This window comes from Citrobacter sp. CFNIH10, assembly GCF_002934585.1.
In the GTDB taxonomy this organism is placed as follows: domain Bacteria; phylum Pseudomonadota; class Gammaproteobacteria; order Enterobacterales; family Enterobacteriaceae; genus Citrobacter_A; species Citrobacter_A amalonaticus.
The window spans coordinates 1,112,413-1,136,858 of the sequence record NZ_CP026216.1 but is presented as its reverse complement, the minus strand read 5'-3'; the positions used below and the strand labels follow the sequence as shown (position 1 = coordinate 1,136,858).

General features: G+C 53.4%; 23 protein-coding genes. 13 read left to right on the top strand and 10 right to left on the bottom strand.

The features are described from left to right. Positions 1-6: 6 nt before the first annotated feature. The 4 genes from lldD to C2U53_RS08875 form a co-directional block, all read right to left on the bottom strand. A complete protein-coding gene (gene lldD / locus C2U53_RS08890) occupies positions 7-1,194 on the bottom strand; it encodes an FMN-dependent L-lactate dehydrogenase LldD (RefSeq protein ID WP_104445813.1) in 1,188 nt (395 codons plus the stop codon). Beyond that, positions 1,191-1,967, bottom strand: coding sequence for a transcriptional regulator LldR (gene lldR / locus C2U53_RS08885; RefSeq protein WP_042998603.1), 777 nt, complete (start codon positions 1,965-1,967; stop codon positions 1,191-1,193). The genes lldD and lldR overlap by 4 nt, the downstream gene beginning before the upstream one ends. Further along, positions 1,964-3,619 carry an L-lactate permease gene (gene lldP / locus C2U53_RS08880; protein ID WP_042998602.1) on the bottom strand — a complete coding sequence of 552 codons (1,656 nt, stop codon included), beginning with the start codon at positions 3,617-3,619 and terminating at the stop codon, positions 1,964-1,966. The genes lldR and lldP overlap by 4 nt, the downstream gene beginning before the upstream one ends. Positions 3,620-3,875: 256 nt before the next feature. Beyond that, positions 3,876-4,238, bottom strand: coding sequence for a YibL family ribosome-associated protein (locus C2U53_RS08875; protein ID WP_042998601.1), 363 nt, complete (start codon positions 4,236-4,238; stop codon positions 3,876-3,878). A gap of 287 nt (positions 4,239-4,525) precedes the next feature. Here C2U53_RS08875 and C2U53_RS08870 point away from each other — a divergent pair, with 287 nt between their 5' ends. After that, positions 4,526-4,732: a hypothetical protein gene (locus C2U53_RS08870; RefSeq protein WP_042998600.1), complete on the top strand. Its 207-nt coding sequence runs from the start codon at positions 4,526-4,528 to the stop codon at positions 4,730-4,732. Between the two features lie 15 nt (positions 4,733-4,747). On the opposite strand, the gene mtlR is transcribed toward C2U53_RS08870, so the two are convergent. The 3 genes from mtlR to mtlA all read right to left on the bottom strand — a co-directional run bounded on the left by mtlR (position 4,748) and on the right by mtlA (position 8,533). Further along, positions 4,748-5,335: a mannitol operon repressor MtlR gene (gene mtlR / locus C2U53_RS08865; protein ID WP_090050298.1), complete on the bottom strand. Its 588-nt coding sequence runs from the start codon at positions 5,333-5,335 to the stop codon at positions 4,748-4,750. A gap of 2 nt (positions 5,336-5,337) precedes the next feature. Continuing rightward, entirely contained in the window at positions 5,338-6,483 is a 1,146-nt protein-coding gene (gene mtlD, locus C2U53_RS08860; protein ID WP_042998598.1) for a mannitol-1-phosphate 5-dehydrogenase, read from the bottom strand. Positions 6,484-6,619: 136 nt separating this feature from the next. Further along, a complete protein-coding gene (mtlA, locus tag C2U53_RS08850; protein WP_042998597.1) occupies positions 6,620-8,533 on the bottom strand; it encodes a PTS mannitol transporter subunit IICBA in 1,914 nt (637 codons plus the stop codon). Between the two features lie 530 nt (positions 8,534-9,063). Between mtlA and C2U53_RS08845 the strand changes: the two genes are divergently transcribed. The 7 genes from C2U53_RS08845 to aldB all read left to right on the top strand — a co-directional run bounded on the left by C2U53_RS08845 (position 9,064) and on the right by aldB (position 17,541). After that, positions 9,064-9,426 (top strand): DUF3302 domain-containing protein, encoded by a 363-nt coding sequence (locus tag C2U53_RS08845; RefSeq protein ID WP_044254559.1) that lies wholly within the window; start codon positions 9,064-9,066, stop codon positions 9,424-9,426. A 2-nt stretch (positions 9,427-9,428) separates the two neighbouring features. After that, complete coding sequence (locus C2U53_RS08840) at positions 9,429-10,565, top strand: HlyD family secretion protein (protein WP_044254327.1); 1,137 nt, start codon at positions 9,429-9,431, stop codon at positions 10,563-10,565. Between the two features lie 72 nt (positions 10,566-10,637). Further along, positions 10,638-11,246, top strand: a complete 609-nt coding sequence (locus C2U53_RS08835) for a glutathione S-transferase (RefSeq protein ID WP_104445811.1) — start codon at positions 10,638-10,640, stop codon at positions 11,244-11,246. A gap of 98 nt (positions 11,247-11,344) precedes the next feature. Then, the gene (gene selA, locus C2U53_RS08830) at positions 11,345-12,736 is read left to right on the top strand and encodes an L-seryl-tRNA(Sec) selenium transferase (protein WP_042998594.1); all 1,392 of its coding nucleotides are present in this window, start codon (positions 11,345-11,347) and stop codon (positions 12,734-12,736) included. Further along, complete coding sequence (gene selB / locus C2U53_RS08825) at positions 12,733-14,580, top strand: selenocysteine-specific translation elongation factor (protein ID WP_042998593.1); 1,848 nt, start codon at positions 12,733-12,735, stop codon at positions 14,578-14,580. Before selA ends, selB begins: the two co-directional genes overlap by 4 nt. Positions 14,581-14,764: 184 nt before the next feature. After that, complete coding sequence (gene yiaY, locus C2U53_RS08820) at positions 14,765-15,916, top strand: L-threonine dehydrogenase (RefSeq protein WP_104445810.1); 1,152 nt, start codon at positions 14,765-14,767, stop codon at positions 15,914-15,916. A gap of 92 nt (positions 15,917-16,008) precedes the next feature. Further along, positions 16,009-17,541 (top strand): aldehyde dehydrogenase AldB, encoded by a 1,533-nt coding sequence (gene aldB / locus C2U53_RS08815; RefSeq protein WP_042998591.1) that lies wholly within the window; start codon positions 16,009-16,011, stop codon positions 17,539-17,541. 46 nt (positions 17,542-17,587) lie between these two features. Here aldB and C2U53_RS08810 read toward each other — a convergent pair whose 3' ends face one another. Then, a complete protein-coding gene (locus tag C2U53_RS08810; RefSeq protein WP_042998590.1) occupies positions 17,588-17,902 on the bottom strand; it encodes a hypothetical protein in 315 nt (104 codons plus the stop codon). A 186-nt stretch (positions 17,903-18,088) separates the two neighbouring features. On the opposite strand from C2U53_RS08810, the gene C2U53_RS08805 reads away from it, so the two are divergent. Further along, on the top strand, positions 18,089-18,415 hold the full coding sequence (locus C2U53_RS08805) for a DUF3302 domain-containing protein (RefSeq protein ID WP_042998589.1): 327 nt from the start codon (positions 18,089-18,091) through the stop codon (positions 18,413-18,415). 2 nt (positions 18,416-18,417) lie between these two features. Then, positions 18,418-19,554, top strand: coding sequence for an HlyD family secretion protein (locus tag C2U53_RS08800; RefSeq protein WP_042998588.1), 1,137 nt, complete (start codon positions 18,418-18,420; stop codon positions 19,552-19,554). Here the strand turns inward: C2U53_RS08800 and C2U53_RS08795 are convergent. Further along, positions 19,551-20,525, bottom strand: a complete 975-nt coding sequence (locus tag C2U53_RS08795; RefSeq protein WP_042998587.1) for a LysR family transcriptional regulator — start codon at positions 20,523-20,525, stop codon at positions 19,551-19,553. The genes C2U53_RS08800 and C2U53_RS08795 overlap by 4 nt on opposite strands. Positions 20,526-20,647: 122 nt before the next feature. Here C2U53_RS08795 and C2U53_RS08790 point away from each other — a divergent pair, with 122 nt between their 5' ends. The 3 genes from C2U53_RS08790 to C2U53_RS08780 all read left to right on the top strand — a co-directional run bounded on the left by C2U53_RS08790 (position 20,648) and on the right by C2U53_RS08780 (position 22,988). Continuing rightward, the gene (locus C2U53_RS08790) at positions 20,648-21,388 is read left to right on the top strand and encodes a MipA/OmpV family protein (RefSeq protein ID WP_042998586.1); all 741 of its coding nucleotides are present in this window, start codon (positions 20,648-20,650) and stop codon (positions 21,386-21,388) included. Positions 21,389-21,867: 479 nt separating this feature from the next. Then, positions 21,868-22,275, top strand: coding sequence for a helix-turn-helix domain-containing protein (locus C2U53_RS08785; RefSeq protein ID WP_224267565.1), 408 nt, complete (start codon positions 21,868-21,870; stop codon positions 22,273-22,275). A gap of 239 nt (positions 22,276-22,514) precedes the next feature. Next, positions 22,515-22,988 carry a 4Fe-4S dicluster domain-containing protein gene (locus tag C2U53_RS08780; RefSeq protein ID WP_042998585.1) on the top strand — a complete coding sequence of 158 codons (474 nt, stop codon included), beginning with the start codon at positions 22,515-22,517 and terminating at the stop codon, positions 22,986-22,988. 34 nt (positions 22,989-23,022) lie between these two features. Here C2U53_RS08780 and avtA read toward each other — a convergent pair whose 3' ends face one another. Beyond that, a complete protein-coding gene (gene avtA / locus C2U53_RS08775) occupies positions 23,023-24,276 on the bottom strand; it encodes a valine--pyruvate transaminase (protein WP_042998584.1) in 1,254 nt (417 codons plus the stop codon). Positions 24,277-24,446: the final 170 nt, after the last annotated feature.

The following is a 24,446-nucleotide window of genomic DNA, read 5'->3' as shown; positions in this document are numbered from 1 at the left end:
CTTTCATTACGCCGCATCACCTTGCGATAGCGGTGCCAGTGCGGCAGGGAGCTTGTTGATTTCCTGTACCAGGGAATCCTTGCTGATGTCGGTGATGGATTTCGCACCGGTCAGCGTCATGGCAACTTTCATCTCTTTTTCAATCAGGTTCAGCAAGTTTGCCACTCCCGCCTGACCTGCCGTCGCCAGCGCGTACAGATACGCACGGCCCAGCAAAACGGTATCTGCGCCCAGCGCGATCATTCGCACCACGTCCAGCCCGTTACGGATACCGCTGTCCGCGAGAATGGCGATATCGCCTTTCACCGCATCGGCAATGGCGGGCAGTGCGCGCGCGGAAGAGAGCACGCCGTCCAACTGACGGCCTCCGTGGTTAGAGACCACAATCCCATCAGCACCAAAGCGAACGGCGTCGCGGGCGTCTTCCGGATCGAGGATCCCTTTGATCACCATCGGACCATCCCAGAACTCCCGGATCCACTCAAGGTCCTTCCATGAAATTGACGGATCAAAGTTGTTTGCCAGCCAGCCGATGTAATCTTCCAGTCCGGTTGGCTTGCCGAGGTAAGCGGAGATATTGCCGAGATCGTGAGGACGACCGTTCAGACCGACGTCCCACGCCCACTGTGGATGAGTGACCGCCTGCCAGTAGCGACGCAGCGCGGCATTCGGGCCGCTCATCCCGGAGTGAGCGTCACGATAGCGTGCCCCCGGCGTCGGCATATCGACCGTAAAGACCAGCGTTGAGCAGCCCGCCGCTTTTGCGCGTTCCAGCGCATTACGCATGAATCCACGGTCGCGCAGAACATACAACTGGAACCACATCGGACGGTTAATAGTGGGCGCGACTTCTTCTATCGGGCACACGGAGACGGTGGAAAGGGTAAACGGGATCCCTTTCGTATCGGCTGCCGCTGCAGCCTGCACTTCGCCACGGCGGGCATACATGCCGCACAGCCCGACCGGCGCCAGCGCCACGGGCATCGACAGTTTTTCGTTAAACAGCGTGGTTTCCAGGCTCAAGTCAGACATGTTTTTCAGCACGCGCTGGCGTAGCGCCACGTCCGATAAGTCTTCCACGTTACGCCGCAGGGTATGTTCCGCATACGCACCGCCGTCGATGTAGTGAAACAGGAACGGGGGCAGAATGCGCTGGGCTGCGGCGCGATAATCGCTGGCGGCTGAAATAATCATGCTTTGTTCTCCCTGGGATTTTCATTGTGGTCGCCGGGCAGACGGGTAATGCGCGCCTGGCGGGCCTGGTCTTCATCAAATTGTTTAATGGTGGTATGGACGAAACTGAGGTGCGCCATCATCGCCTTACGCGCGCCGTCGGCGTCGCCCGCGAGAATGGCATCCAGTACGGCCTGATGTTGCTCCGTCAGCCGGGAAAAGACGGGCGGAACGAGATACATGCGCTGTCGGCTTTGTTTCACCGACGAATGCAGAACGTCGAAGAACCCGCGCATCGTTTGTAACAGCACCACGTTATGCGAGGCTTCGGCGATAGCCAGATGAAAACGAACGTCGGCCTGTGAGGCAAGATCCGGGTCTTCGCTGAGCGTGGCGTCAAAGCAGAGTTTGATTTTCTCTTTGTCGGCCGTGGTGGCGCGTATCGCCGCATGCCAGGCCGTACTGGCTTCGATGGCGTGTCGGGCTTCGAGAATATCGAAACTGTAATCCGGGTCGTCGGCCATCAGGGTTTTCAGCGGCTGAACGATGTTCTGTTCAGACCACTCTTCATGTTGCCAGCGGACAAACGTGCCGCCGCCGCGACGGCTGAGTAGCACGCCTTCGCTGACGAGCTTTGCCAGCGCTTCGCGCAGCGAGTTACGCGAGACGCCAAGCTGTACCGCCAGTTGGCGCTCGGCGGGCAATTTCATGCCCGCTTCCAGCTGTTGTTCTTCAATCAGCGCCCGCACACGAGAGGCAACCTCGTCCGACAGGCGTCTGGGCATCACGATCATGGAATCATCCAGGTTAAGACGTAAGCCTGAAGCGTGGTGATCACGCCCACCATGCAGGTGAAAATCAGGCTGTGTTTGACGGTAAAACGGAACAGATCCGACTCTTTGCCGACCAGTCCGACCGCCGCACAGGCGATGGCGATGGACTGCGGCGAAATCATTTTTCCGGTGACGCCACCAGTGGTATTGGCCGCCACCATCAGCACATCGGACACGCCGATTTGCTGTGCGGCAGTTGCCTGCAGGGCGGCAAACAGCGCGTTAGATGAGGTATCTGAACCGGTCAGGAATACCCCCAGCCAGCCGAGGAACGGCGAGAAGAAGGTAAAGGCGCTGCCCGTGTGCGCCAGCGCTAACGCCAGCGTCGAAGAGAGCCCGGAATAGTTGGAGATAAACGCAAAGGCCAGCACCATCCCGATGGAGTAGATCGGCAGCGCCAGTTCCTTCAGCGTGCTGCCGAAGGTCTGAATGGCGGCGGAAGGCTTCATCTTCAGCCAGACGATTGACAGCAGTGCGGCGAACAGGATGGCGGTGCCGGTCGCGGAGAACCAGTCAAATTTATACACTGCCGCGTAGGCGGTGGCTTCGTGAACCACGGGCGGCATGCGGGCAACCAGTTTGTCGAGGAACGGGACCGGGATGTTAATCACCCAGTCGTACAGCGCGCCGCCGGGAGCGAACAGGGCTTTAAACGGCGGCACGCTCCAGAGGGTTACGGTGGCCGTCAGGAACAGAAACGGCGACCAGGCGCGAACAACCTGTCCGGCGGTATAGTTCGTGCGTGCCAGCGTCTGATCAACTTGTGATGCGCCCATATCGCCAAAGCGGAAGATGCGAACCGGCTGCCAGCGTTTCAGGAACAGCGTCAGACAGACCAGCGAGACCAGCGAGGAGATGATGTCCGGCAATTCCGGGCCGATAAAGTTGGAGCTGAGGTACTGAGCAATAGCGAATGAACCACCCGCCACCATGACCGCAGGCCAGGTCTCTTTCACGCCGCGCCAGCCATCCATGATCGCCATGATCCAGAACAGTACGATAATTGTCAGGAACGGTAACTGACGACCCACCATCTGGCCGATTTCAAAGCTGTCCAGCCCAGTCACCTGGCCGGCGACCAGAATCGGGATCCCCATGGCACCAAACGCCACGGGCGCGGTATTGACGATCAGGCACAGTCCAGCGGCATACAGCGGGTTAAACCCGAGACCTACCAGCAGCGCGGCAGTGATGGCAACGGGGGCACCAAATCCCGCCGCCCCTTCGAGGAAGGCGCCAAATGAGAAGCCGACGATCAGCATTTGCAAACGCTGGTCAGGGGTAATCGACAGAATGGACGAGCGGATGATGTCGAACTGCCCGGTTTTCACCGAGATTTTGTAAACAAACACTGCGGCGATAATGATCCAGGCAATCGGCCATAGACCGTAGAAGAAACCGTACACCACCGAGGCCAGTGCGTGATCGACCGGCATTTTGTAGAAGAGCAGCGCCACGGCCAGCGCGATCACCACCGTCCACGAAGCGGCAACATAGCCTTTCAGCTTGAGCTTAATCAGCGCGAAAAAGAAAAACAGAATCGGGAGCGATGCGATCAGACTGGAAAGCCAGATGTTACCGGCCGGATCGTAGTTTTGTTGCCAGAGATTCATTGCAGGTCTCCTGAGGGCCACACGCACAATGCAGTGAGTCTGTGCTCATCTTTTCGTCACATTATGTGTAAAAGTGGTCCTGCCAATATTGTTGTGTAGGGATAATGACAACGAATGGTTAATCAAATGTTATTTATTGGCAACGGCAGTGTAGGCTTAAATTAATGAATTGTGAACCAGTGGTCGTAACTGAAGGGGATTGGTAGGGCCAATTAAGGGAGGACCGGACAGCGGACGTGCTGCCCGGTATAAAAAATCAAAACTCGGTCTTTGCGAAGCCAGTCATCTCTTGCAGGCCCATTTCGCGGCCTAAGGCGGTCATTGGATGAACCACCACCAGACCGCGCACGCTTTTCTTCAGCTTGCCCATATCGGCCTGCTCTTTTTTGCTGATCGCACGACGGTACGGCAGGTTCATCAGTTTCTGCGCCTCTTTGCTCAGTTTTTGACTGTGAACGTCACGCAGACGGGCGATTTCTGCTTCCAGTGTGGCTTTCTCTTTTTCCAGCTCAGCGTATTTATCGGCGGCTTCAACCAGGGACAGATCGGCCTGCTGGTGGCGGATAGCGTCGAGGCGATCGCTCAGACGTTTGATTTCGTTTTTTTCGACTTCTTTCATGGGATGGCTTCTGATAGAAATAAGGTGAATGGCCTATAGTATGCGCGCAGAGCGGGTTTATTCACAACTAATGGGATAATAATAATCAAATAACGCGAGTATTCATTTGCTAACTATTTTTCTAATGGACTGATTAATTAAACATTTTAGACAATAACAGGATCATGTAAGAGATAATTTGCCGCCAATGGATTAAGCACGTTTTCCTTAATGTCATGACGCGGGCGATCCTACACTAAAATTGACCGTTGCGCTTAAGCACGGCGGGACCGCATGGAGGAGATAACATGGCAAAAATAGGCGAGAATGTTCCGCTTCTGATTGATAAAGCTGTGGATTTTATGGCCTCAAGTCAGGCGTTTAAAGAGTATCTGAATAAAATGCCTGCGCGTGATGACGTTCCGAGCGAAGTGCCTGCAGAAAATGCGCAGATGTACCTGCAACGACTGAATTATTACCGGCGCCTGTATCAACCCGTGCAGGAAAAGGAGTAGCAGGCAGAGCGAGGCCTACTTCTGGAAGGCTTTTTTTAAGCTGATTTTAGAAATCAGCTCAGTCAGGGAGAGAACCATCGTCGAGCGCACCGCTTGCTGGTAGCGCTGGATTTGCATGGCGTACAAACTGGGGTCGGCGGCGTCAAACTGCGGCGGGGGTGGCAGCGCCAGTACGCAGTGCAGTTCACCGAACGGCCCGAGAATCTCATCATCCGTAAAGGCATACTCATTGCCGTCATGATTCATCTCTTCGCGCATCGCCATCAGCAGCTCTGCGTCTTCATATTCAGAACGACTGAGGACGCCCAGACCGTAGATCAGTTTCAGGCGCACAGACAGATCGCCCAGCGGTCCGTCGCCGTCGAGTAACGGTTCTACAGCGTACTTCACTGCGTAGTCATCTTTGCGAAACACCTGAAGCACCAGAATGTTTACCGCCTCGGTGAGTAACTCCACGGCGGTGATCAGGAAGCTCCGTACGGTTTTGCCAGCATTCAGACGCTCAAGCACACGATTTTCAAAGGCCTGGGTTTGTTCCATTATTGCCTGCATATCTGACAATCTATTAATCAGGCGCAGGGGCTCCTGCGCCAGTTCCAGCATCATTACTTTGCGTTATATGCGCTAACGGCCTCGGCAACGACATCGCTGTTGATATCCAGCCCGGAAATCTGGGCCAGCGCAGTCTGTGGGCCTTTCTCGGCGATCAGCGCGGCCAGCTCCTGCGCCTGCGGATCGTCTTCGCTACGGAAGTGCATCGCGGCAGCAATCCCTTTGACCAGGTTAGCGTGCGGCAAATGGTATTCCAGCGTACCCAGCAACGGTTTGATTAAACGGTCACCCGCGCTCAGTTTACGCAGCGGCTGGCGACCAACGCGCTCAACGTCATCTTTCAGATACGGGTTTTCAAAACGACCGAGGATTTTCTGAATGTATGCCGCATGCTTGTCGGCATCAAAACCGTAGCGTTTGATCAGCACCGCGCCGCTCTCTTCCATTGCCCCTTTGACCACTGCGCGGATTTTCTCGTCGAGAATCGCGTCGCGGATGGTCTGATGACCGGTCAATTTTCCGAGGTACGCGGTTATAGCATGCCCGGTGTTCAGCGTGAAGAGTTTACGTTCGACAAATGCCATCAGGTTATCAGTTAATTCCATTCCCGGGATGTTCGGCAGCTCGCCTTTGAACTGGGTCTGGTCAACGATCCACTCGCTGAAGGTTTCGACAGTCACTTCCAGCGGGTCGTGGGTCGCAGAGGCTGACGGCGGCACGATGCGGTCAACGGCGGAATCCACGAAGCCGACATGGGTGTCAACCCAGGCTTTGTCGTCTTCAGCCAGCGCGTTCAGCACATGACCTTTCAGTTGAGTGGTGCCTCGTACCATATTTTCACAGGCGATGATGTTCAGCGGGGTGGTGATCCCTTGCGCTTTGCGTTTGACCAGGCCTTTGGCGATGGCCGGAGCGATGCGCTCCAGCACGACCGGGCCAACGGCCGTGGTGACCAGGTCAACCTGGGCGATCAGCTCAACAACATCATCGCCAATGCTGCTTACCGCATTGACGCCAGTCACGGTATCCACCTGCTCATTTTCACCCACAACGTGAACCTGGTAGCTATGACGGGCATTCAGGGCGTCGAGCACGACCTGATTTACATCAGCGAATGTCAGTTGTATCCCCGCGTCCGCCAGCAGTTTGCCGATAAAGCCACGACCGATATTACCTGCGCCAAAATGTAATGCTTTCATAGTAGTAACCTTCATTAATGTTTTTACCCGAGAGGGCTGGGGTGAGGGGTTATCTGTTGCTCCCTCACCCAAACCCTCTCCACAAAGGAGAGGATTGGGTCGGCCCGATAAGCGCAGTGTCACCGGGCCTCGGGGTTTACTTACGACCTGCCAGCAGCGCCAGCACTTCATCAACGCTGGTGGTGTTAGCCAGGCGTTCGATGACGGATTCGTCATCCAGCGCGTTGGTCAGGCTGGTAATCACCTGAATGTGCTCGTTGTTGCGAGCGGCGATACCGATCACCAGACGGGCGATGTCGTCGTCTTCTTCACCGAAACGAACGCCTTGCGGATACTGGCAGAACACGACGCCGGTTTTCAGTACGCGGTCTTTCGCTTCAACGGTACCGTGCGGAACGGCGATAGACTCACCCAGATAGGTTGGGGTCAGTTTCTCACGTTCCAGCATCGCATCGACATATTCTGGCTCAACGTAACCGCCTTTCACCAGCTGCTCACCGGCGAAGCGAATCGCTTCTTCTTTGGTCGTTGCCGTACGTCCGAGGAAGATATTCTCCGCACCCAGTTTGAACAGGTTGTTATCCCCTTCGTCAAAGCTGTCTTTCAGGCTGTCGCGGACTTTGACTTCATTGTCAGTGTGGCGCTGAGCGGCAACCAGACGCTCGGTCAGGCTGGAGTACAGGCCGCTGTCGAGGAAGTTGGTCAGCGAAATATGCTGCGCCTGCGGAACCTGACGCATCGCACGTTCGGTGAGATCGCGGTGAGTGATGACCAGGTCAACATCCGGCGGCAGGTTGTTAATCGCGCTGTTGGTGACCGAGATCTGGCTCAGACCGGCATCCTGCACTTTCTTACGCAGTACGCCGGCGCCCATTGCGCTGGAACCCATACCGGCATCACAGGCAACGATGATTTTACGCACGTGGCTCAGGTCGTTGGTGACATCGCCAGCAGACAGCGGAGTACCGCCTTTGGATTCTGCTTTCATGTCATGCATACGGCGGGTCGCCGCTTCAATGTCATCGTCTTCTTTCACTTTGCTGGTTTTCAGCAGAATGGCAGAGACAACGAAGGAGACCGCCATCGCCGCACAGATTGCCGCGATGTTAGCGAAGTAGGCGCCTTTTGGCGTCATCGCCAGCACTGCCAGGATTGAACCCGGAGAAGCCGGAGAAACCAGACCGCCATTCAGGAGAGTCAGCGTAAACACACCCGTCATACCGCCGAGGATAACGGCGAGGATCAGACGCGGGTTCATCAGCACATACGGGAAGTAAATTTCGTGGATACCGCCCAGGAAGTGGATGATTGCCGCACCGCCTGCAGACTGTTTAGCGCTACCGCGACCAAAGAACATGTACGCCAGCAGAACACCCATCCCCGGACCCGGGTTGGCTTCAATCAGGAAGAAGATGGATTTACCCAACTCATGGGACTGCTGAATACCCAGCGGTGAGAAGATACCGTGGTTGATGGCGTTGTTCAGGAACAGGATTTTCGCCGGTTCAACGAAGATAGATGCCAGCGGCAACATGTCATGGACAACCATGAAGTTAACGCCTGCAGCCAACACTTTCGACAGAACTTCAACTGCTGGACCAATGCCGAGGAATGCCAGAATGGCGAGGATCATACCGATGATGCCAGCGGAGAAGTTATTCACCAGCATCTCAAAACCGGATTTGATCTTACCGTCTACCCAACCATCGAAATGTTTGATTGCCCAGCCGCCCAGAGGACCGGCGATCATTGCACCGAGGAACATCGGCATGTCTGCGCCGACGATCACGCCCATGGTGGTGATTGCGCCCACCACGCCGCCGCGTTCGCCACCCACCAGTCTACCGCCGGTATAACCGATCAGCAGCGGCAGGAGATAGGTGATCATTGGGCCAACCAGCTTCGCCAGCGTTTCGTTTGGCAACCACCCTGTCGGAATAAATAGTGCAGTGATAATACCCCACGCGATAAACGCGCCGATATTTGGCATCACCATATTGCTGAGGAATCGACCAAAGCTTTGCACCTTGATCTTAATATCGGATGACATAAAAACACCCCTTCTTATGTTTGCTATCGCGCAGGCTGGAAGCCCGAGGTTTTGTTAATGTAGCGGCAGAGGTAGCCGGACCCTGTAGATACTGCGAAATCTGGCACTGAATCGTTAAGCTGTCCAGTCAGCGACCTTTAATGTGATTTGCGTCACATAAATATAGGGGGTAGGGAGGTAATTGATGTGACATTAATCACAAAACAGCTGTGTAAAAAAACAACAAATCGTCGTTCTGAACCATTAATGGCATTAATTTGTGATGTAATTCACGTTTTATCTTTGGCTGTTTGTTGAATGTTTGTGATATGAATCACAATAAATATTCATCCAGATTTGTCCCGATGTGATCCTGGGCAGATTCCTCTCGTTGCCACCTGGCCTGATGTCATTAAATAACCATCTGGCGTGAAAAATAGTCTTTGGCGTGATGGCGAAAATGCATAACTCCCATTATGTTCAAATCATCAGCCAAATTGCATTCGGCTGCCTGCAATAAAAACTCAAATGGGCGTGAAGTCGAGGCGGATATGTTTCTAAATTATTTCGCGTTAGGTGTGCTGATTTTCGTCTTTCTGGTGATTTTTTACGGCGTTATTGCCATCCATGATATCCCCTATTTAATTGCGAAGAAACGCAACCACCCGCATGCCGATGCTATTCATACCGCAGGCTGGGTGAGTCTGTTTACGCTCCATGTGATCTGGCCGTTTTTGTGGATTTGGGCAACCCTCTACCAACCGGAACGCGGCTGGGGGATGCATAATCACATCACGTCGCCGGGACAAGATCCTGATCCTGAAATTGCCGCGTTATCTGCGCGTATTACACAACTCGAGAAAAAACTGGCCGAAGTTAACACGGCTGACAATACGACGTTTCCGGAGAGTTAATCATGGATCTGTTGATTGTATTAACCTACGTCGCGCTGGCGTGGGCAGTCTTCAAAATATTCCGCATACCGGTGAATCAATGGACGCTGGCGACGGCGGCATTAGGCGGTGTATTTCTGGTCAGCGGCCTGATCCTGTTAATGAACTATAACCATCCGTATACCTTTACTGCGCAAAAAGCCGTTATTTCCATTCCTGTTACGCCGCAGGTTACCGGAATTGTCAGCGAGGTGACGGATAAAAATAACCAACTGATTAAAAAGGGTGAAGTGCTATTTAAACTCGACCCGGTTCGCTATCAGGCGCGCGTGGACAGGTTACAGGCCGATCTGGTCACCGCCACGCATAATATCCAGACGCTGAAAGCCCAGCTCTCAGAAGCGCAGGCTAATACGACGCGGGTCTCTGCGGAGCGCGATCGGCTGTATAAAGATTATCAGCGTTACCTGAAGGGCAGCCAGGCGCGGGTGAACCCCTTCTCAGAAAGCGATATTGATAACGCCCGGCAAAATTATCTGGCGCAGGATGCGCTGGTGAAGGGTTCAGTGGCTGAGCAGGTGCAAATTCAAAGCCAGTTAGACAGCATGGTTAACGGCGAACAGTCGCAGATTGCCAGCCTGAGGGCGCAATTGGCAGAGGCGAAATACAACCTCGAACAGACCATTATTCGCGCGCCCAGCAACGGCTACGTCACCCAGGTGCTGATACGACCCGGTACCTACGCTGCCGCGCTACCGCTGCGTCCGGTGATGGTCTTTATCCCCGAACAAAAGCGGCAGATTGTCGCTCAGTTCCGGCAGAACTCGCTGCTTCGTCTTGAACCCGGCGACGACGCGGAGGTGGTATTTAACGCGCTTCCTGGGCAAGTTTTTCACGGTAAGTTGACCAGCATATTGCCTGTGGTGCCGGGCGGCTCGTATCAGGCTCAGGGAGCATTACAGTCCCTGACGGTGGTGCCCGGGACCGATGGCGTCCTGGCGACGATTGAACTGGACCCGAATGCCGATGTGGATGCGTTACCCGACGGCATCTACGCGCAAGTGGCAGTCTATTCCGACCATTTCGCCCATGTTTCGGTCATGCGTAAGGTGTTACTGCGCATGACCAGTTGGATGCACTACCTTTATTTGGATCATTGAGAACGCCGTCACCTGCCTTTTCCCGCTGCGTGAGCCATACTCATTGTTTTGTGTTGGCGAAAAGGACTGATCATGAAACTCATTGGTAGCTACACCAGCCCGTTTGTACGAAAAATTTCGATCCTGCTGTTGGAAAAAGGCATCACATTCGAATTTGTTAATGAACTGCCCTACAACGCGGAAAATGGCGTCGCGCAGTACAATCCGTTAGGAAAAGTACCGGCGCTGGTGACTGACGATGGGGAGTACTGGTTCGATTCGCCAATTATCGCCGAATACATTGAACTGCTGGATATTGCGCCAGCGATGCTGCCGCGTGAACCGCTGGCCTCGCTGAAAGTCCGTCAACTTGAGGCACTGGCCGATGGGATTATGGACGCCGGTCTGGTGTCGGTGCGCGAGCAGGCACGTCCCGCCGCGCAGCAATCGGAAACCGAACTGTTGCGCCAGCGCGAGAAAATTAACCGCAGTCTGGATGCGCTGGAAGGGTACCTGGTCGACGGGACGATTAAACCTGACACGGTTGATCTGGCGACCATCGCCATTGCCTGCGCGGTGGGCTATCTCAACTTCCGCCGCGTCTCACCGGGCTGGTGCGTGAGCCGACCTCACCTGGTCAAGCTGGTGGAGACGCTGTTTCAGCGCGAGAGTTTTGCCCGCACTGAACCCCCAAAGGCTTGATTCATATTCTGTCCGTCCAGGCAATCTCACGTTACAATCCCCTCTATGTCGATATCCCTCCCCGTTGTGGGGAGGGTCACCCACAGCCAGGCCTTTTCATGACGACCGAAACCCGTTCGCTCTATAGTCAGCTTCCCGCCATTGATCGCTTATTGCGTGAAAGTGAATTTCTTACCCTGCGTGAGACTCACGGGCATACCCGTGTCGTTGATCTGCTTCGTCAATTGCTTGATGAAGCAAGAGAGGTGATACGCGACACGCAGGCGTTGCCAGCGTGGTGTGAAGACTGGGCGCAGGAGGTGAACCTTCGGCTGGAAAAAGAGGCCCAGAGTGCGCTGCGCCCGGTGATTAACCTGACGGGCACGGTGTTACATACCAATCTGGGTCGCGCTTTACAGGCTGAAGAGGCCGTCGCGGCTGTCACGCAGGCCATGCGCTCGCCGGTGACGCTGGAATATGATCTGGACGGCGCGGGACGCGGGCATCGTGACCGCGCACTGGCGGAATTGCTGTGCCGTATCACCGGCGCGGAAGATGCCTGCATTGTGAATAACAACGCGGCGGCGGTACTGCTGATGCTGGCCGCCACCGCCGCCGGTAAAGAGGTGGTGGTATCACGCGGTGAGCTGGTGGAGATCGGCGGCGCGTTTCGCATCCCGGATGTGATGCGTCAGGCTGGGTGTACGCTACATGAAGTGGGAACCACTAACCGGACGCATGCCGATGACTATCGCCAGGCGGTAAATGAAAACACCGGCCTGCTGATGAAGGTACATACCAGTAATTACAGCATCGAAGGGTTTACCCACTCTGTTGATGAAACGGAGCTGGTCCAGATCGGCCAGGCGCTGGATATTCCTGTTGTGGCCGATCTTGGTAGTGGTTCGCTGGTCGATTTGAGCCAGTACGGCCTGCCGAAAGAGCCAATGCCGCAGCAGTTGATTGCCGCGGGTGTTAGCCTGGTGAGCTTCTCGGGCGACAAGCTATTGGGCGGTCCGCAGGCTGGGATCATCGTCGGTAAGAAAGTGATGATTGCGCAATTGCAGCGTCATCCGCTTAAACGTGCGTTGCGGGCGGATAAAATGACTCTTGCTGCGCTGGAAGCGACGTTGCGTCTGTATCTCCACCCGGAAGCGCTGGCCGAGAAACTGCCGACGCTGCGCCTGTTGACCCGACGTAAAGACGCGATTCAGTCTCAGGCGGAGCGGCTTCTGGCGCCGCTGGCCGCGCACTATGGTGCGGAGTTTGCGGTGAGCGTACAGCCCTGTCTGTCGCAAATCGGCAGTGGCTCTTTGCCGGTTGATCGGCTCCCCAGCGCGGCATTAACCTTTACACCGCACGACGGCCGCGGAAGCCGTCTTGAAGCCCTGGCGACCCGCTGGCGTGAGCTACCGGTTCCGGTTATCGGCCGGATTTACGAGGGCCGACTGTGGCTGGATTTACGCTGTCTTGAAGATGAGACCCGGTTTATGGAGATGTTGTTGAAATGATTATTGCGACCGCCGGACATGTCGACCACGGGAAAACGACGCTGCTGCAGGCCATTACCGGCGTGAATGCCGATCGCCTGCCGGAAGAGAAAAAGCGTGGCATGACCATCGACCTGGGCTATGCCTACTGGCCGCAGCCAGACGGGCGTGTGCTGGGCTTTATCGATGTTCCCGGTCACGAGAAGTTTCTCTCAAACATGCTGGCGGGCGTGGGCGGAATCGATCATGCGTTGCTGGTGGTAGCCTGTGACGATGGCGTGATGGCGCAAACGCGCGAACACCTGGCGATCCTGCAATTGACCGGGAATCCGACGCTGACGGTGGCGCTGACCAAAGCCGACCGTGTGGATGATACGCGGGTGCAGGAGGTCCAACAGCAGGTGGAGAATGTCCTGCGCGAGTATGGCTTTGCGCAGGCGACGCTATTTGTGACGGCCGCGAATGAAGGCCGCGGGATTGAGGCGTTACGCGAACATTTGCAGCAACTGCCCGCCCGCGAACACGCCATGAATCAGACGTTCAGACTGGCTATCGATCGTGCCTTTACTGTAAAAGGCGCCGGGCTGGTGGTGACCGGTACTGCGCTGAGCGGTGAAGTAAACGTTGGGGATACGCTGTGGCTGACCGGCGTGAACGCATCTGTGCGCGTGCGCGGACTTCACGCGCAAAACCAGGCGAGTGAGCATGCTCATGCCGGGCAGCGCATCGCGCTGAATATCGTCGGCGATGCTGAAAAGGAGCAGCTTAACCGGGGTGACTGGCTGCTTTCAGACGCCCCGCCTGAGCCGTTCACGCGGGTGATTGTCGCGCTGGAAAGCCACGTCCCGCTTACGCAGTGGCAGCCGCTACATATTCACCATGCGGCGAGTCATGTGACCGGGCGGGTATCGCTGCTGGAAGCTAACCTGGCGGAACTGGTGTTTGATACGCCCCTGCTGCTGGCCGATAACGACCGGCTTGTGCTGCGCGATATCTCCGCGCGCGCGACGCTGGCCGGGGCGCGGGTGGTTGCACTTAATCCGCCACGTCGCGGCAAACGTAAACCCGAGTATCTGCAATGGCTGGCGTCACTGGCGGCGGCGAAAGATGACGGTGCCGCGCTGGCGGTGCACCTGCAACGCGGGGCGGTCAATCTGCCCGATTTTGCGTGGGCGCGCCAGCTAAATGGCGACGGTATGCGTTCGCTCATTCACCAGCATGGATTTATTCAGGCAGGTTACAGCCTGCTGAATGCGGAAGTTGCCGCGCGCTGGCAGCGCAAAATCCTCGACACGCTGGCGACTTACCATGAACAACATCGCGATGAGCCTGGTCCGGGGCGCGAACGCCTGCGTCGTATGGCGCTGCCGATGGAAGATGAAGCGCTGGTGCTGTTGTTGATTGAACAAATGCGCGACAGCGGCGATATTCACAGCCACCATGGCTGGTTGCATCTGCCGGATCACAAGGCAGGGTTTACTGACGAACAGCAGGCTACCTGGCTTAAAGCCGCGCCGTTATTTGGTGACGAGCCCTGGTGGGTCCGCGATCTCGCGCGTGAAACCGCGACCGAGGAGCAGACCATGCGTCTGGTGTTGCGGCAGGCGGCGCAGCAGGGGATGATTACGGCGATCGTAAAAGATCGTTACTACCGTAACGATCGCATTGTGGCTTTCGCCAGCATGATCCGCGAACTGGATCAGGAGAAAGGCTCAACCTGCGCGGCGGATTTTCGCGATCGGTTGGGCGTAGGGCGAAAGCTGGCGATTCAGATACTGGAATATTTCGACCGGATTGGCTTTACGCGTCGTCGTGGAAATGATCACCTGTTACGCGATGCGTTATTATTTCCGGCAAAGGAATAATACAATTTATTAAAAATAAGAAAGAATTGACCTAATAAATAGGTCGAGACGAAAAGAGCCCATTAATTTGTAGCCTAATGTGCTCTTTTATTTTTTCATTAAATAAACACCGCTGTGATCATATTTTCTCCTGAGATTCGTTCGTATGCTGCAATCCCTTCAAGAACTATTAAGGATTGAGCATATGGCTGCTTCTACATTTTATATTCCTTCTGTGAATATAATTGGGGCTGATTCATTAAAAGATGCAATGAATGCTATGGTGGAATATGGCTTTCATCGGACGTTAATTGTCACCGACAGTGTGCTGACGAAATTAGGCATGGCGGGTGATATTCAAAAAGCATTGCAGAAACATGGTATTTTCAGCGTCATATTTGATGGTACACACCCTAATCCGACGACAATTAATGTCGCCGATGGCCTGAAAATCCTGAAAGAAAATGATTGCGACAGCGTTATTTCGCTGGGTGGCGGTTCCCCACATGATTGCGCCAAAGGGATTGCGCTGGTGGCCGCCAATGGCGGCGATATTCGCGATTATGAAGGCGTTGATCGCTCGGCAAAACCACAGTTGCCGATGATTGCGATTAACACCACGGCAGGAACCGCCTCTGAAATGACGCGTTTCTGCATCATCACTGACGTCGATCGCCACATCAAAATGGCGATTGTGGATAAACACGTCACGCCACTGCTCTCGGTAAATGACTCTTCGCTGATGATCGGCATGCCAAAATCGCTGACGGCGGCGACCGGCATGGACGCGCTGACCCATGCGATTGAAGCCTATGTTTCTGTGGCCGTTACGCCGATCACGGATGCCTGCGCCCTGAAAGCGATGACCATGATTTCTGATAATCTGGTCGTTGCCGTGGAATCGGGCGGCAATGTGCATGCGCGTGAAGCGATGGCCTATGCGCAGTTCCTGGCGGGGATGGCCTTCAATAATGCGTCATTAGGTTACGTCCACGCGATGGCGCACCAGTTAGGCGGTTTCTATGACCTGCCGCACGGTGTGTGTAATGCCGTCCTGCTGCCACACGTTCAGGTATTCAACAGCCAGGTGGCCGCAGCGCGTCTGCGTGATTGCGCGGCAGCTATGGGGGTTCAAGTTGCAGGGATGACCGACGCCGAAGGCGCAGAAGCCTGTATCGAGGCGATCCGCGCGCTGGCGCAGCAGGTGAATATCCCGGCGGGTCTGCGAGCCCTGGGCGTGAAAGAAGAAGATATTCCGGTGCTGGCGGCTAATGCGTTGAAAGATGCCTGCGGTCTGACTAACCCAATTCAGGCCACGCACGACGAGATTATGGCGATCTATCGTGCGGCGATGTAATTCGTGACCGCTATCGTAAACCTATAAGCGGCTGGCGAGAAAATCGCCAGCCCCGTCTACCCTTGTTATACACCTGGAGCAAGGAGACGATCATGACCAATAACCCTCCCCGTATTCAGCCCGGCGAGTACGGTTTTCCCCTGAAGTTAAAGGCCCGTTACGACAACTTTATCGGTGGTGACTGGGTTGCCCCGAGTGACGGCGAGTATTACCAGAACCTGACGCCCGTCACCGGGCAACTGTTATGCGAAGTGGCTTCTTCCGGTAAAAGGGACATTGACCTGGCGCTCGACGCGGCCCACAAGGTGAAAGACCAGTGGGCGCATACTTCTGTTCAGGATCGGGCGGCGATTCTGTTCAAGATTGCCGACCGTATGGAGCAGAACCTCGAACTGCTGGCGACGGCGGAAACCTGGGATAACGGTAAGCCGATCCGTGAAACCAGCGCGGCGGATGTCCCGCTGGCAATCGACCATTTCCGCTATTTCGCCTCCTGTATTCGCGCCCAGGAGGGCGGGATCAGTGAAGTGGATAGCGACACTGTAGCTTATCACTTCCACGAACCGCTCGGCGTGGTCGGACAAATTATCCCGTGGAATTTCCCCTTATTGATGGCGAGCTGGAAAATGGCGCCCGCGCTGGCGGCAGGAAACTGCGTAGTGCTTAAACCTGCCCGCCTGACGCCGCTGTCCGTTTTACTGCTGATGGAAGTGATTGGCGATCTCCTCCCGCCTGGCGTGGTGAACGTAGTGAACGGCGCGGGTGGAGAGATTGGCGAGTATCTGGCAACCTCGAAGCGTATTGCTAAAGTGGCATTCACCGGCTCGACGGAAGTCGGGCAGCAGATCATGCAATATGCCACGCAGAATATCATCCCGGTCACTCTGGAGCTGGGCGGGAAATCACCGAACATTTTCTTCGCCGACGTGATGGACGAAGAGGATGCATTTTTCGATAAGGCGCTGGAAGGTTTTGCGCTCTTTGCCTTTAACCAGGGTGAAGTGTGCACTTGTCCGAGCCGCGCGCTGGTGCAGGAATCCATCTACGAACGCTTTATGGAGCGCGCCATTCGCCGCGTAGAAAGCATCCGCAGCGGTAACCCGTTGGACAGCGTGACGCAAATGGGGGCACAGGTCTCTCATGGGCAGATGGAAACTATCCTGAATTACATTGATATCGGTAAGAAAGAAGGGGCGGATGTCCTGACCGGTGGGCGGCGTAAGCAGCTTGAAGGTGAACTGAAAGACGGCTATTACCTCGAGCCGACCATCCTGTCTGGTAAGAATAATATGCGCGTGTTCCAGGAGGAGATCTTTGGCCCGGTACTGGCGGTGACCACGTTCAAAACAATGGACGAGGCGCTGGAGCTAGCCAACGATACCCAGTACGGTCTCGGAGCGGGCGTCTGGAGCCGTAACGGTAACCTGGCGTATAAAATGGGACGCGGTATTCAGGCAGGACGCGTATGGACCAACTGCTACCATGCTTACCCGGCTCATGCGGCCTTTGGTGGCTACAAGCAGTCGGGGATTGGACGCGAAACCCACAAGATGATGCTGGAGCACTATCAGCAGACAAAATGTTTACTGGTGAGCTACTCCGATAAACCGCTGGGACTCTTTTAACTGACCGCGTTATGCCCGATGGCGCTTTGCTTATCGGGCATAACGATTAATCCAACACCTTTACCTGTAACGGACGGAAACGGCTGTAGACCCACAGTCCCAGGCAGGCAATCGACCCGATGAAAACGGTGAACAGTACGGTGATAAACACACCGCTGAACAGCGCGGCAGGAATCGCCATTACACCATGCACGGGTTGATCGTTCCATTTTACCAGGTCAAAGCCGAAGAGACTCAAAACGCCACAAATAAAACTGAAAGATATCATTGGGATACCAAGGCCAATAAGTAATAAACGGTAAATAGTGACCGCTTTGATGCGCTTAAGGCTGACGGTGGATGAGGTTTCCGCGTTGTTCATTTTTGTTCCCTTGTATTGATGTTTAAACATAATAAACTGCGATGTGCATAAAAAACAACATACTAAAAAATGGACTGTATATAAAAAACCATATGTCGATATATAAATATGAGAATTGCAGGGCATCTGGTCATTCCACTATCATTCTCGAACTCTTTTTTTTTGATTCTATTCTCTGGGAGGAATATGTTTCTCGATTATTTTGCGCTTGGGGTGCTGATTTTTGTATTCCTCGTCATTTTCTACGGAATTATTATTTTACATGATATTCCCTATTTAATTGCGAAAAAACGCAATCATCCTCATGCCGATGCTATTCATGTCGCGGGGTGGGTGAGTTTGTTTACATTACATGTTATCTGGCCTTTCTTGTGGATTTGGGCCACGCTCTATCGTCCGGAACGCGGGTGGGGAATGCAAAATACTGAATCTGGTGTTGTGCAACTCCAGGAGCGTATTGCCGGGCTGGAAAAACAACTGGCTGACCTGAAATCCTCTTCTGGCGAGTATTAATTATGGATTTACTGATTATCCTGACCTATGTGGCTTTCGCATGGGCGATTTTTAAGATCTTCAACATTCCCGTTAATAAATGGACCATACCGACGGCGGCGCTGGGGGGAATATTTATTGTCAGCGGTTTAATCTTATTAATGAATTACAACCACCCCTATACATTTAAAGCGCAAAAAGCGGTGGTGTCTATTCCCGTTGTTCCGCAGGTCACTGGCGTAGTGATTGAAGTGACGGATAAGAAAAATACGCTGATTAAAAAAGGTGAAGTGCTGTTCAGGCTTGATCCCACGCGCTATCAGGCCAGGGTGGATCGTCTGCTGGCGGATATTGTGACGGCGCAACATAAGCAGCATGCGCTGGGTGCCGAACTGGATGAAATGACCGCCAATACCCAGCAGGCAAAAGCCACGCGAGACAAGTTTGCGAAGGAGTATCAGCGTTATGCGCAGGGGAGTCAGGCGAAGGTGAATCCATTCTCTGAGCGCGACATTGACGTCGCACGGCAGAACTACCTGGCGCAGGAGGCTTCGGTTAAATCGTCAGCGGCGGAACAACAGCAGATTCAAAGCCAGTTAGACAGCCAGGTAATGGGTGAGCACTCCCAGATAGCCAGTCTGAAAGCGCAGTTGGCCGAGGCGGAATATAACCTGGAACAAACCATCGTTCGCGCGCCGAGTGACGGTTATGTAACCCAGGTGCTGATTCGCCCGGGAACCTATGCAGCCTCACTGCCTCTGCGCCCGGTGATGGTATTTATTCCTGCTCAGAAGCGACAAATTGTCGCGCAATTCCGCCAGAACTCGTTGCTGCGACTGGAGCCCGGCGATGACGCGGAAGTGGTATTCAATGCCTTACCGGGCAAGGTATTCAGCGGTAAGCTGGCTGCCATCAGTCCGGCAGTGCCTGGTGGGACATACCAGTCGACCGGGACGTTACAGTCGTTGAATACGGTACCGGGGGCGGAAGGTGTCATTGCCACGATCGAGTTGAACGATCATGCTGATTTACGTGCATTACCGGATGGAATTTATGCACAGGTCGCGGTCTACTCCGACCATTTCAGCCATGTCTCGGTCATGCGTAAGGTATTGTTGCGCATGACCAGTTGGGTACATTACCTTTATCTCGATCATTAATTGTCGATGATTGAATCTTGCTCGGGACGCAACAGTTGCGTCTGAGCAAGCTGGTTGCGGATTTCCCGTAACATCTCATCCAGTACATACTGAACTCGCCAGGGCTGATACTCCCGCTTGCGGAAGATCGCGACCAGGTCCAGCCACCACTCATGCTGTTCTGAAAAGCAAGGGACGAGCGTCCCGGCCTTCAGATCGTTTTTCACGCTTTCATTGGGTGCAAACACAATACCCAGATGGTTGCGCGCCAGTTCCAGCGCCGACAGGGTATTGTCACAAACGTAGTTCCCCGTCACGCGATAGTCGCGCATCTCTTTACTGCCGGCACTGTTGAAGCGCCAGATGTTGGCATCATCAATCATCATAGAATCGATCAGGATGCAGGAGTGATGCTCAAGGTCTTCAGGTCGGCTTAGCGGGTGCTTTTCAAGGTAAGTCTGGCTGGCAAAGGCCGTCACTGCATATTTGGTAATAAAACTGGCAACCAGTGATTCATCTTTCGGGTGGGCATAGGTAATTAACACGTCACAGTCGTCAGGAAACTCGACGCCTTCATAAAAGGCTTTTGGCTCAAGGTTGCTGGTTTTCAGCGACAAAGAGATGTCGCCAATGTCTTTAATTCTGGCGATAACCTGTTTCGATAAGTAAGCGATGATGCCTGTCGGCGCGTACACCGTTACTCGCCCTCGCTTTTCGTGTTTATAATCAGCAATGAAATGATTTAGCTGCGCGTTTCTGTCGAGCATATCATTAATGTAGGGCAGAAGCGCCGCACCAAAAGGGGTCAGCGTCAGTTGCCGGGTCGTCCGGTCAAAAACCTTAAGGCCGACTTTTGATTCAAAATCAGCAAGATATTTGCTGACGTTGGCCTGGGCGATGCCGAGAACAGTTGCGGCATGACTGATGTTTTCACTGGCGGCAATGACCGAGATGATCTTTAATTCCCGATGCTTGAGTTGTAATTTATTCATCACAGCAGCCCAATATATATAAGTTTTTATATATTACTATATAAATATGTGCCTTGCACCGACGAATTTGTAAGCATTATTATTTCGACGCTTTGTGGCTTATTTTAAATGGAACGTCGGGCATGTTAATTAAACGCAATATAGTGGCACTATTTGCTTTCTCCTTTATCGCCAGTGCATCTGCTTCGGAATTATCCATTGGCGCGGGTGCGATATATAATGAATCTCCTTATCGCGGGTATAATGAAAATACCCATGCTATTCCCCTCATTAGTTATGAAGGCGAATCATTCTATGTTCGGCAAACCACGCTGGGCTACATTTTGTCTAAAAGTGAACAAAATGAATTTAGTCTGACCGCTTCCTGGATGCCGTTGGAATTTGATCCTGGCGATAACGACGACCACGCCATGAAAAAGCTCGACAAGCGTGACAGTACGATAATGGCGGGCGCGGCCTGGTATCATCATGAAAATTGGGGCAGCGTGAAAGTTTCTGCGGCCGCAGATGTTCTGGATAACAGCAATGGCTGGATGGGAGAATTATCACTGTTCCGTAAAATTCCTGTCGGACAGCTTGCTTTGATCCCGTCTGCTGGCGTGCTTTACTACGATGAAAATTTCAACGACTACTATTACGGTGTGTCAGGCAGTGAATCCCGTCGCAGTGGTCTGGATCGCTATTCCGCACAGGACAGTTGGGTTCCTTACGTCAGCCTGACCGCAAAATACCCCGTCACTGACAACATTATTCTGATGGCGAGCGCGGCTTACAGCGTGCTGCCAGATGAAATCAAAGACAGCCCGATGATCGACCGTGATGACAGCTTTACTTTCATGTCAGGCGTGAGCTGGCGCTTCTAAAAGAATAAGAAGAATTGCCGGACAGCGGCCATTGTCCCGGCCTGGGATTGGGTCAATTCACAGGTCTGCCGCTGTTCGGCATATTTCTACCGCTCTTCAGTTAAGAGAACTACACTGTAATAATAATTGTCCCGGAACGCACTGTTGCCGGGAGTCACTTTCCCTCTCCATGACGCATTATTGATCCATGCAGCATATTAAGCTGTAATTTGTGATAAATATGCCCGTTTAACTTGTATTGTCGAATATTCACACTGAAATAGAATAACGCTCTACTAATTTGTTTTTAGAGATTATTTAACAGCGCCTGGATTGATCTTTTAGGTATTCAGTCTGCACTTTGCTTGCGGCGAGATTAAAATGAACGCTTCAGGTATCTATTGAAATTAACTCTATTTTTTTTAAACTTGCGTAAGACAATATCTACAAGGACTTACACATGTTTAGCTATCGATAGTTCAGTAAAACGTGAGTATGTAATGATGGAATACCAGTTACATGGATTTATGATAGGTCGGGAAATATTTTTTGATATCAGTGAGTCGAGAATTTTCAGGCTGCCGGTAAATAAAATGGACAGTGTTATTGCATTTGGTGGCGTATTTTTTAACCGCACAATGCTACGCTTGTTTGTTTATCTTTTACTGAACGCCAGGACCCATTATGTTTCAAAAGATGAGTTACTCGTCAACGTCTGGGAAAAAAATGAATTAAGTGCTTCCACACAGCGTTTGTCTACGATGGTTAAAAATCTCAACAACAAATTATATTTGCTGGGATTACCTCAGCATTCCATCGTTAGCGTAAAAGGAAGCGGATACATACTGGCACTGGATAATATTCAACCGCTCTACAGTGCGGTTGATGAGGCAGATTATCAAATATAGGTATCACTCAATCGGGTGCCAGCTTATTCCGCAGCGTGATGTCGCCTGCGGATTATTCCCCTGGACGTCAACGCCCAGGGTTTTTTTTATGCGTCAGGCAGAAATCCGGTCGTAAGTATAAGGCGAATCCCCTGAACGTTTCTGGCATTTGACAAAATTCGACCATTTCCCCTGTTTGATCAAGGCAGCCGCGCTATTCTCTCTGGCACTCTGTGGTTTTATGGCGGGGGGAGGGTGCAATGAACCGGTTTATCATGGCGGATGCGACTAAGTGTATTGGCTGTCGTACCTGTGAAGTCGCTTGCGTGGTCTCGCATCAGGAGAATCAGGACTGTGCCGCGGTGTCAGCAGAACACTTTGTCTCGCGCATCCGGGTTATTAAGGAAAATACCTTTACCACCGCCGTTGCCTGTCATCAGTGTGAAGACGCACCGTGCGCCAATGTTTGCCCGACACAGGCCATTCGTCGCGATCGTGGACACATTTTTGTTGAGCAGGTGCGCTGTATTGGTTGTAAAAGCTGCATGTTGGCGTGCCCGTTCGGCGCAATGAACGTTGTTGCACAAACCTCGCGCGTACAGGCGGTGAAATGCGATCTCTGTTGGCATCGTGATACGGGGCCAGCCTGCGTGGAGGCTTGCCCGACAGGGGCATTGAAGTGTGTGGATGCGGCGAGCGTGCAGCGCCAGCGTCTGCACGCTCAGCCTTTATAAGCGCATTACCCGGCCCGATCAGGCCGGGATGGCGTTACTGATTTTCCTTCCAGGCGCGCTCCACCTCTTCAGCCAGAATTTTCACCCCAGCTTCAATTTTCTCCGGATCGGGAACATAGTTCATGCGCATACACTGGTGCGTGTGCGGCCAGGGTTTATCGAGCCCCGGGAAGAAGTAATGTCCCGGCACCATCAGTACGCCGCGTGCTTTCAGACGCTGGTAGAGTAACTCGGTGGTGATCGGCAAATCCTGGAACCACAGCCAGAGGAAAATTGCCCCTTCTGGTTTGTGAATTAAGCAGCGATTTTCAGGTAAATAGCGGCGAATGATCGCAATGGTTTGCTGAACACGCTGAAAATAGAACGGTTTGATGACCGTTTCTGACAGTCGCATCAGGTCGTTACGCTTAATCATTTCGCACATCATGGCCGGCCCAATCCCGCCTGGCGCAAGGCTAATGATGCCGTTCATATTGGCGATGGCCGTGATGATTTTTTCATTGGCGATGATGATACCGCAGCGTGAGCCGGGCAGTCCCAGTTTGGAGAGACTCATGCACAGCACAATGTTGGGATTCCACAGCGGGCGCGCTTCGCTGAAAATAATGCTCGGGAACGGCACGCCATAGGCATTATCAATGACCAGTGGAATGTCGTGCTGGTTGGCAAGCGTATCGAGTTTTATCAGCTCTTCATCTGTGATGACGTTACCCGTCGGGTTAGTTGGCCGGGAGACGCAGATCATCCCGGTCTCTTCACCAATATGCAGATGTTCGAAATCTACGTGATACTTGAACTGACCCTCTGGCAGCAGCTCAATATTGGGACGCGCCGAGACGAACAGATCCTCTTCCAGCCCGGAATCCGCATAGCCGATATATTCCGGTGCGAGAGGGAACAATACCTTTTTGGTGGTCCCATCAGCGCGGCGGCCTGCAAAGAGGTTAAACAAGTAGAAAAACGCACTCTGACTGCCATTTGTTAGCGCAATATTCTGCGGTTCGATATCCCAACCCAGATTTTCACGGAGCAGCGAAGCAAGCGTGGTCAGCAGCTCGGTTTTCCCCTGTGGGCCGTCGTAATTGCAAAGCGCATCAGTGAGTTTGCCGTTTTCCAGCATCTCAGTCAGGAGCGTCTGGAAGTAATCCTGCATCGCCGGGATTTGTGCCGGATTACCGCCGCCCAGCATGATTGCGCCTGGGGTGCGTAAACCGTCGTTGAGGTCCTCCATCAGGCGGGTAATGCCTGAATGGCGGGTGAATTTGTCGCCGAAAAGTGAAAATGTCATAACGGATGGTCTGTCAAACGCTGAGTCGAAGTGAGTTACCTTAACGCTAGCACTGGCAGGGTGCAAATCGAGCTGAAACGGGTGCTTTGACGTTTTATGCTTATAATTTTCTTCAGTGTAGTGTTTTGTTTTGCTGCGTCTGAGGGGTTCTGACCTCAGACGCCGGTTTA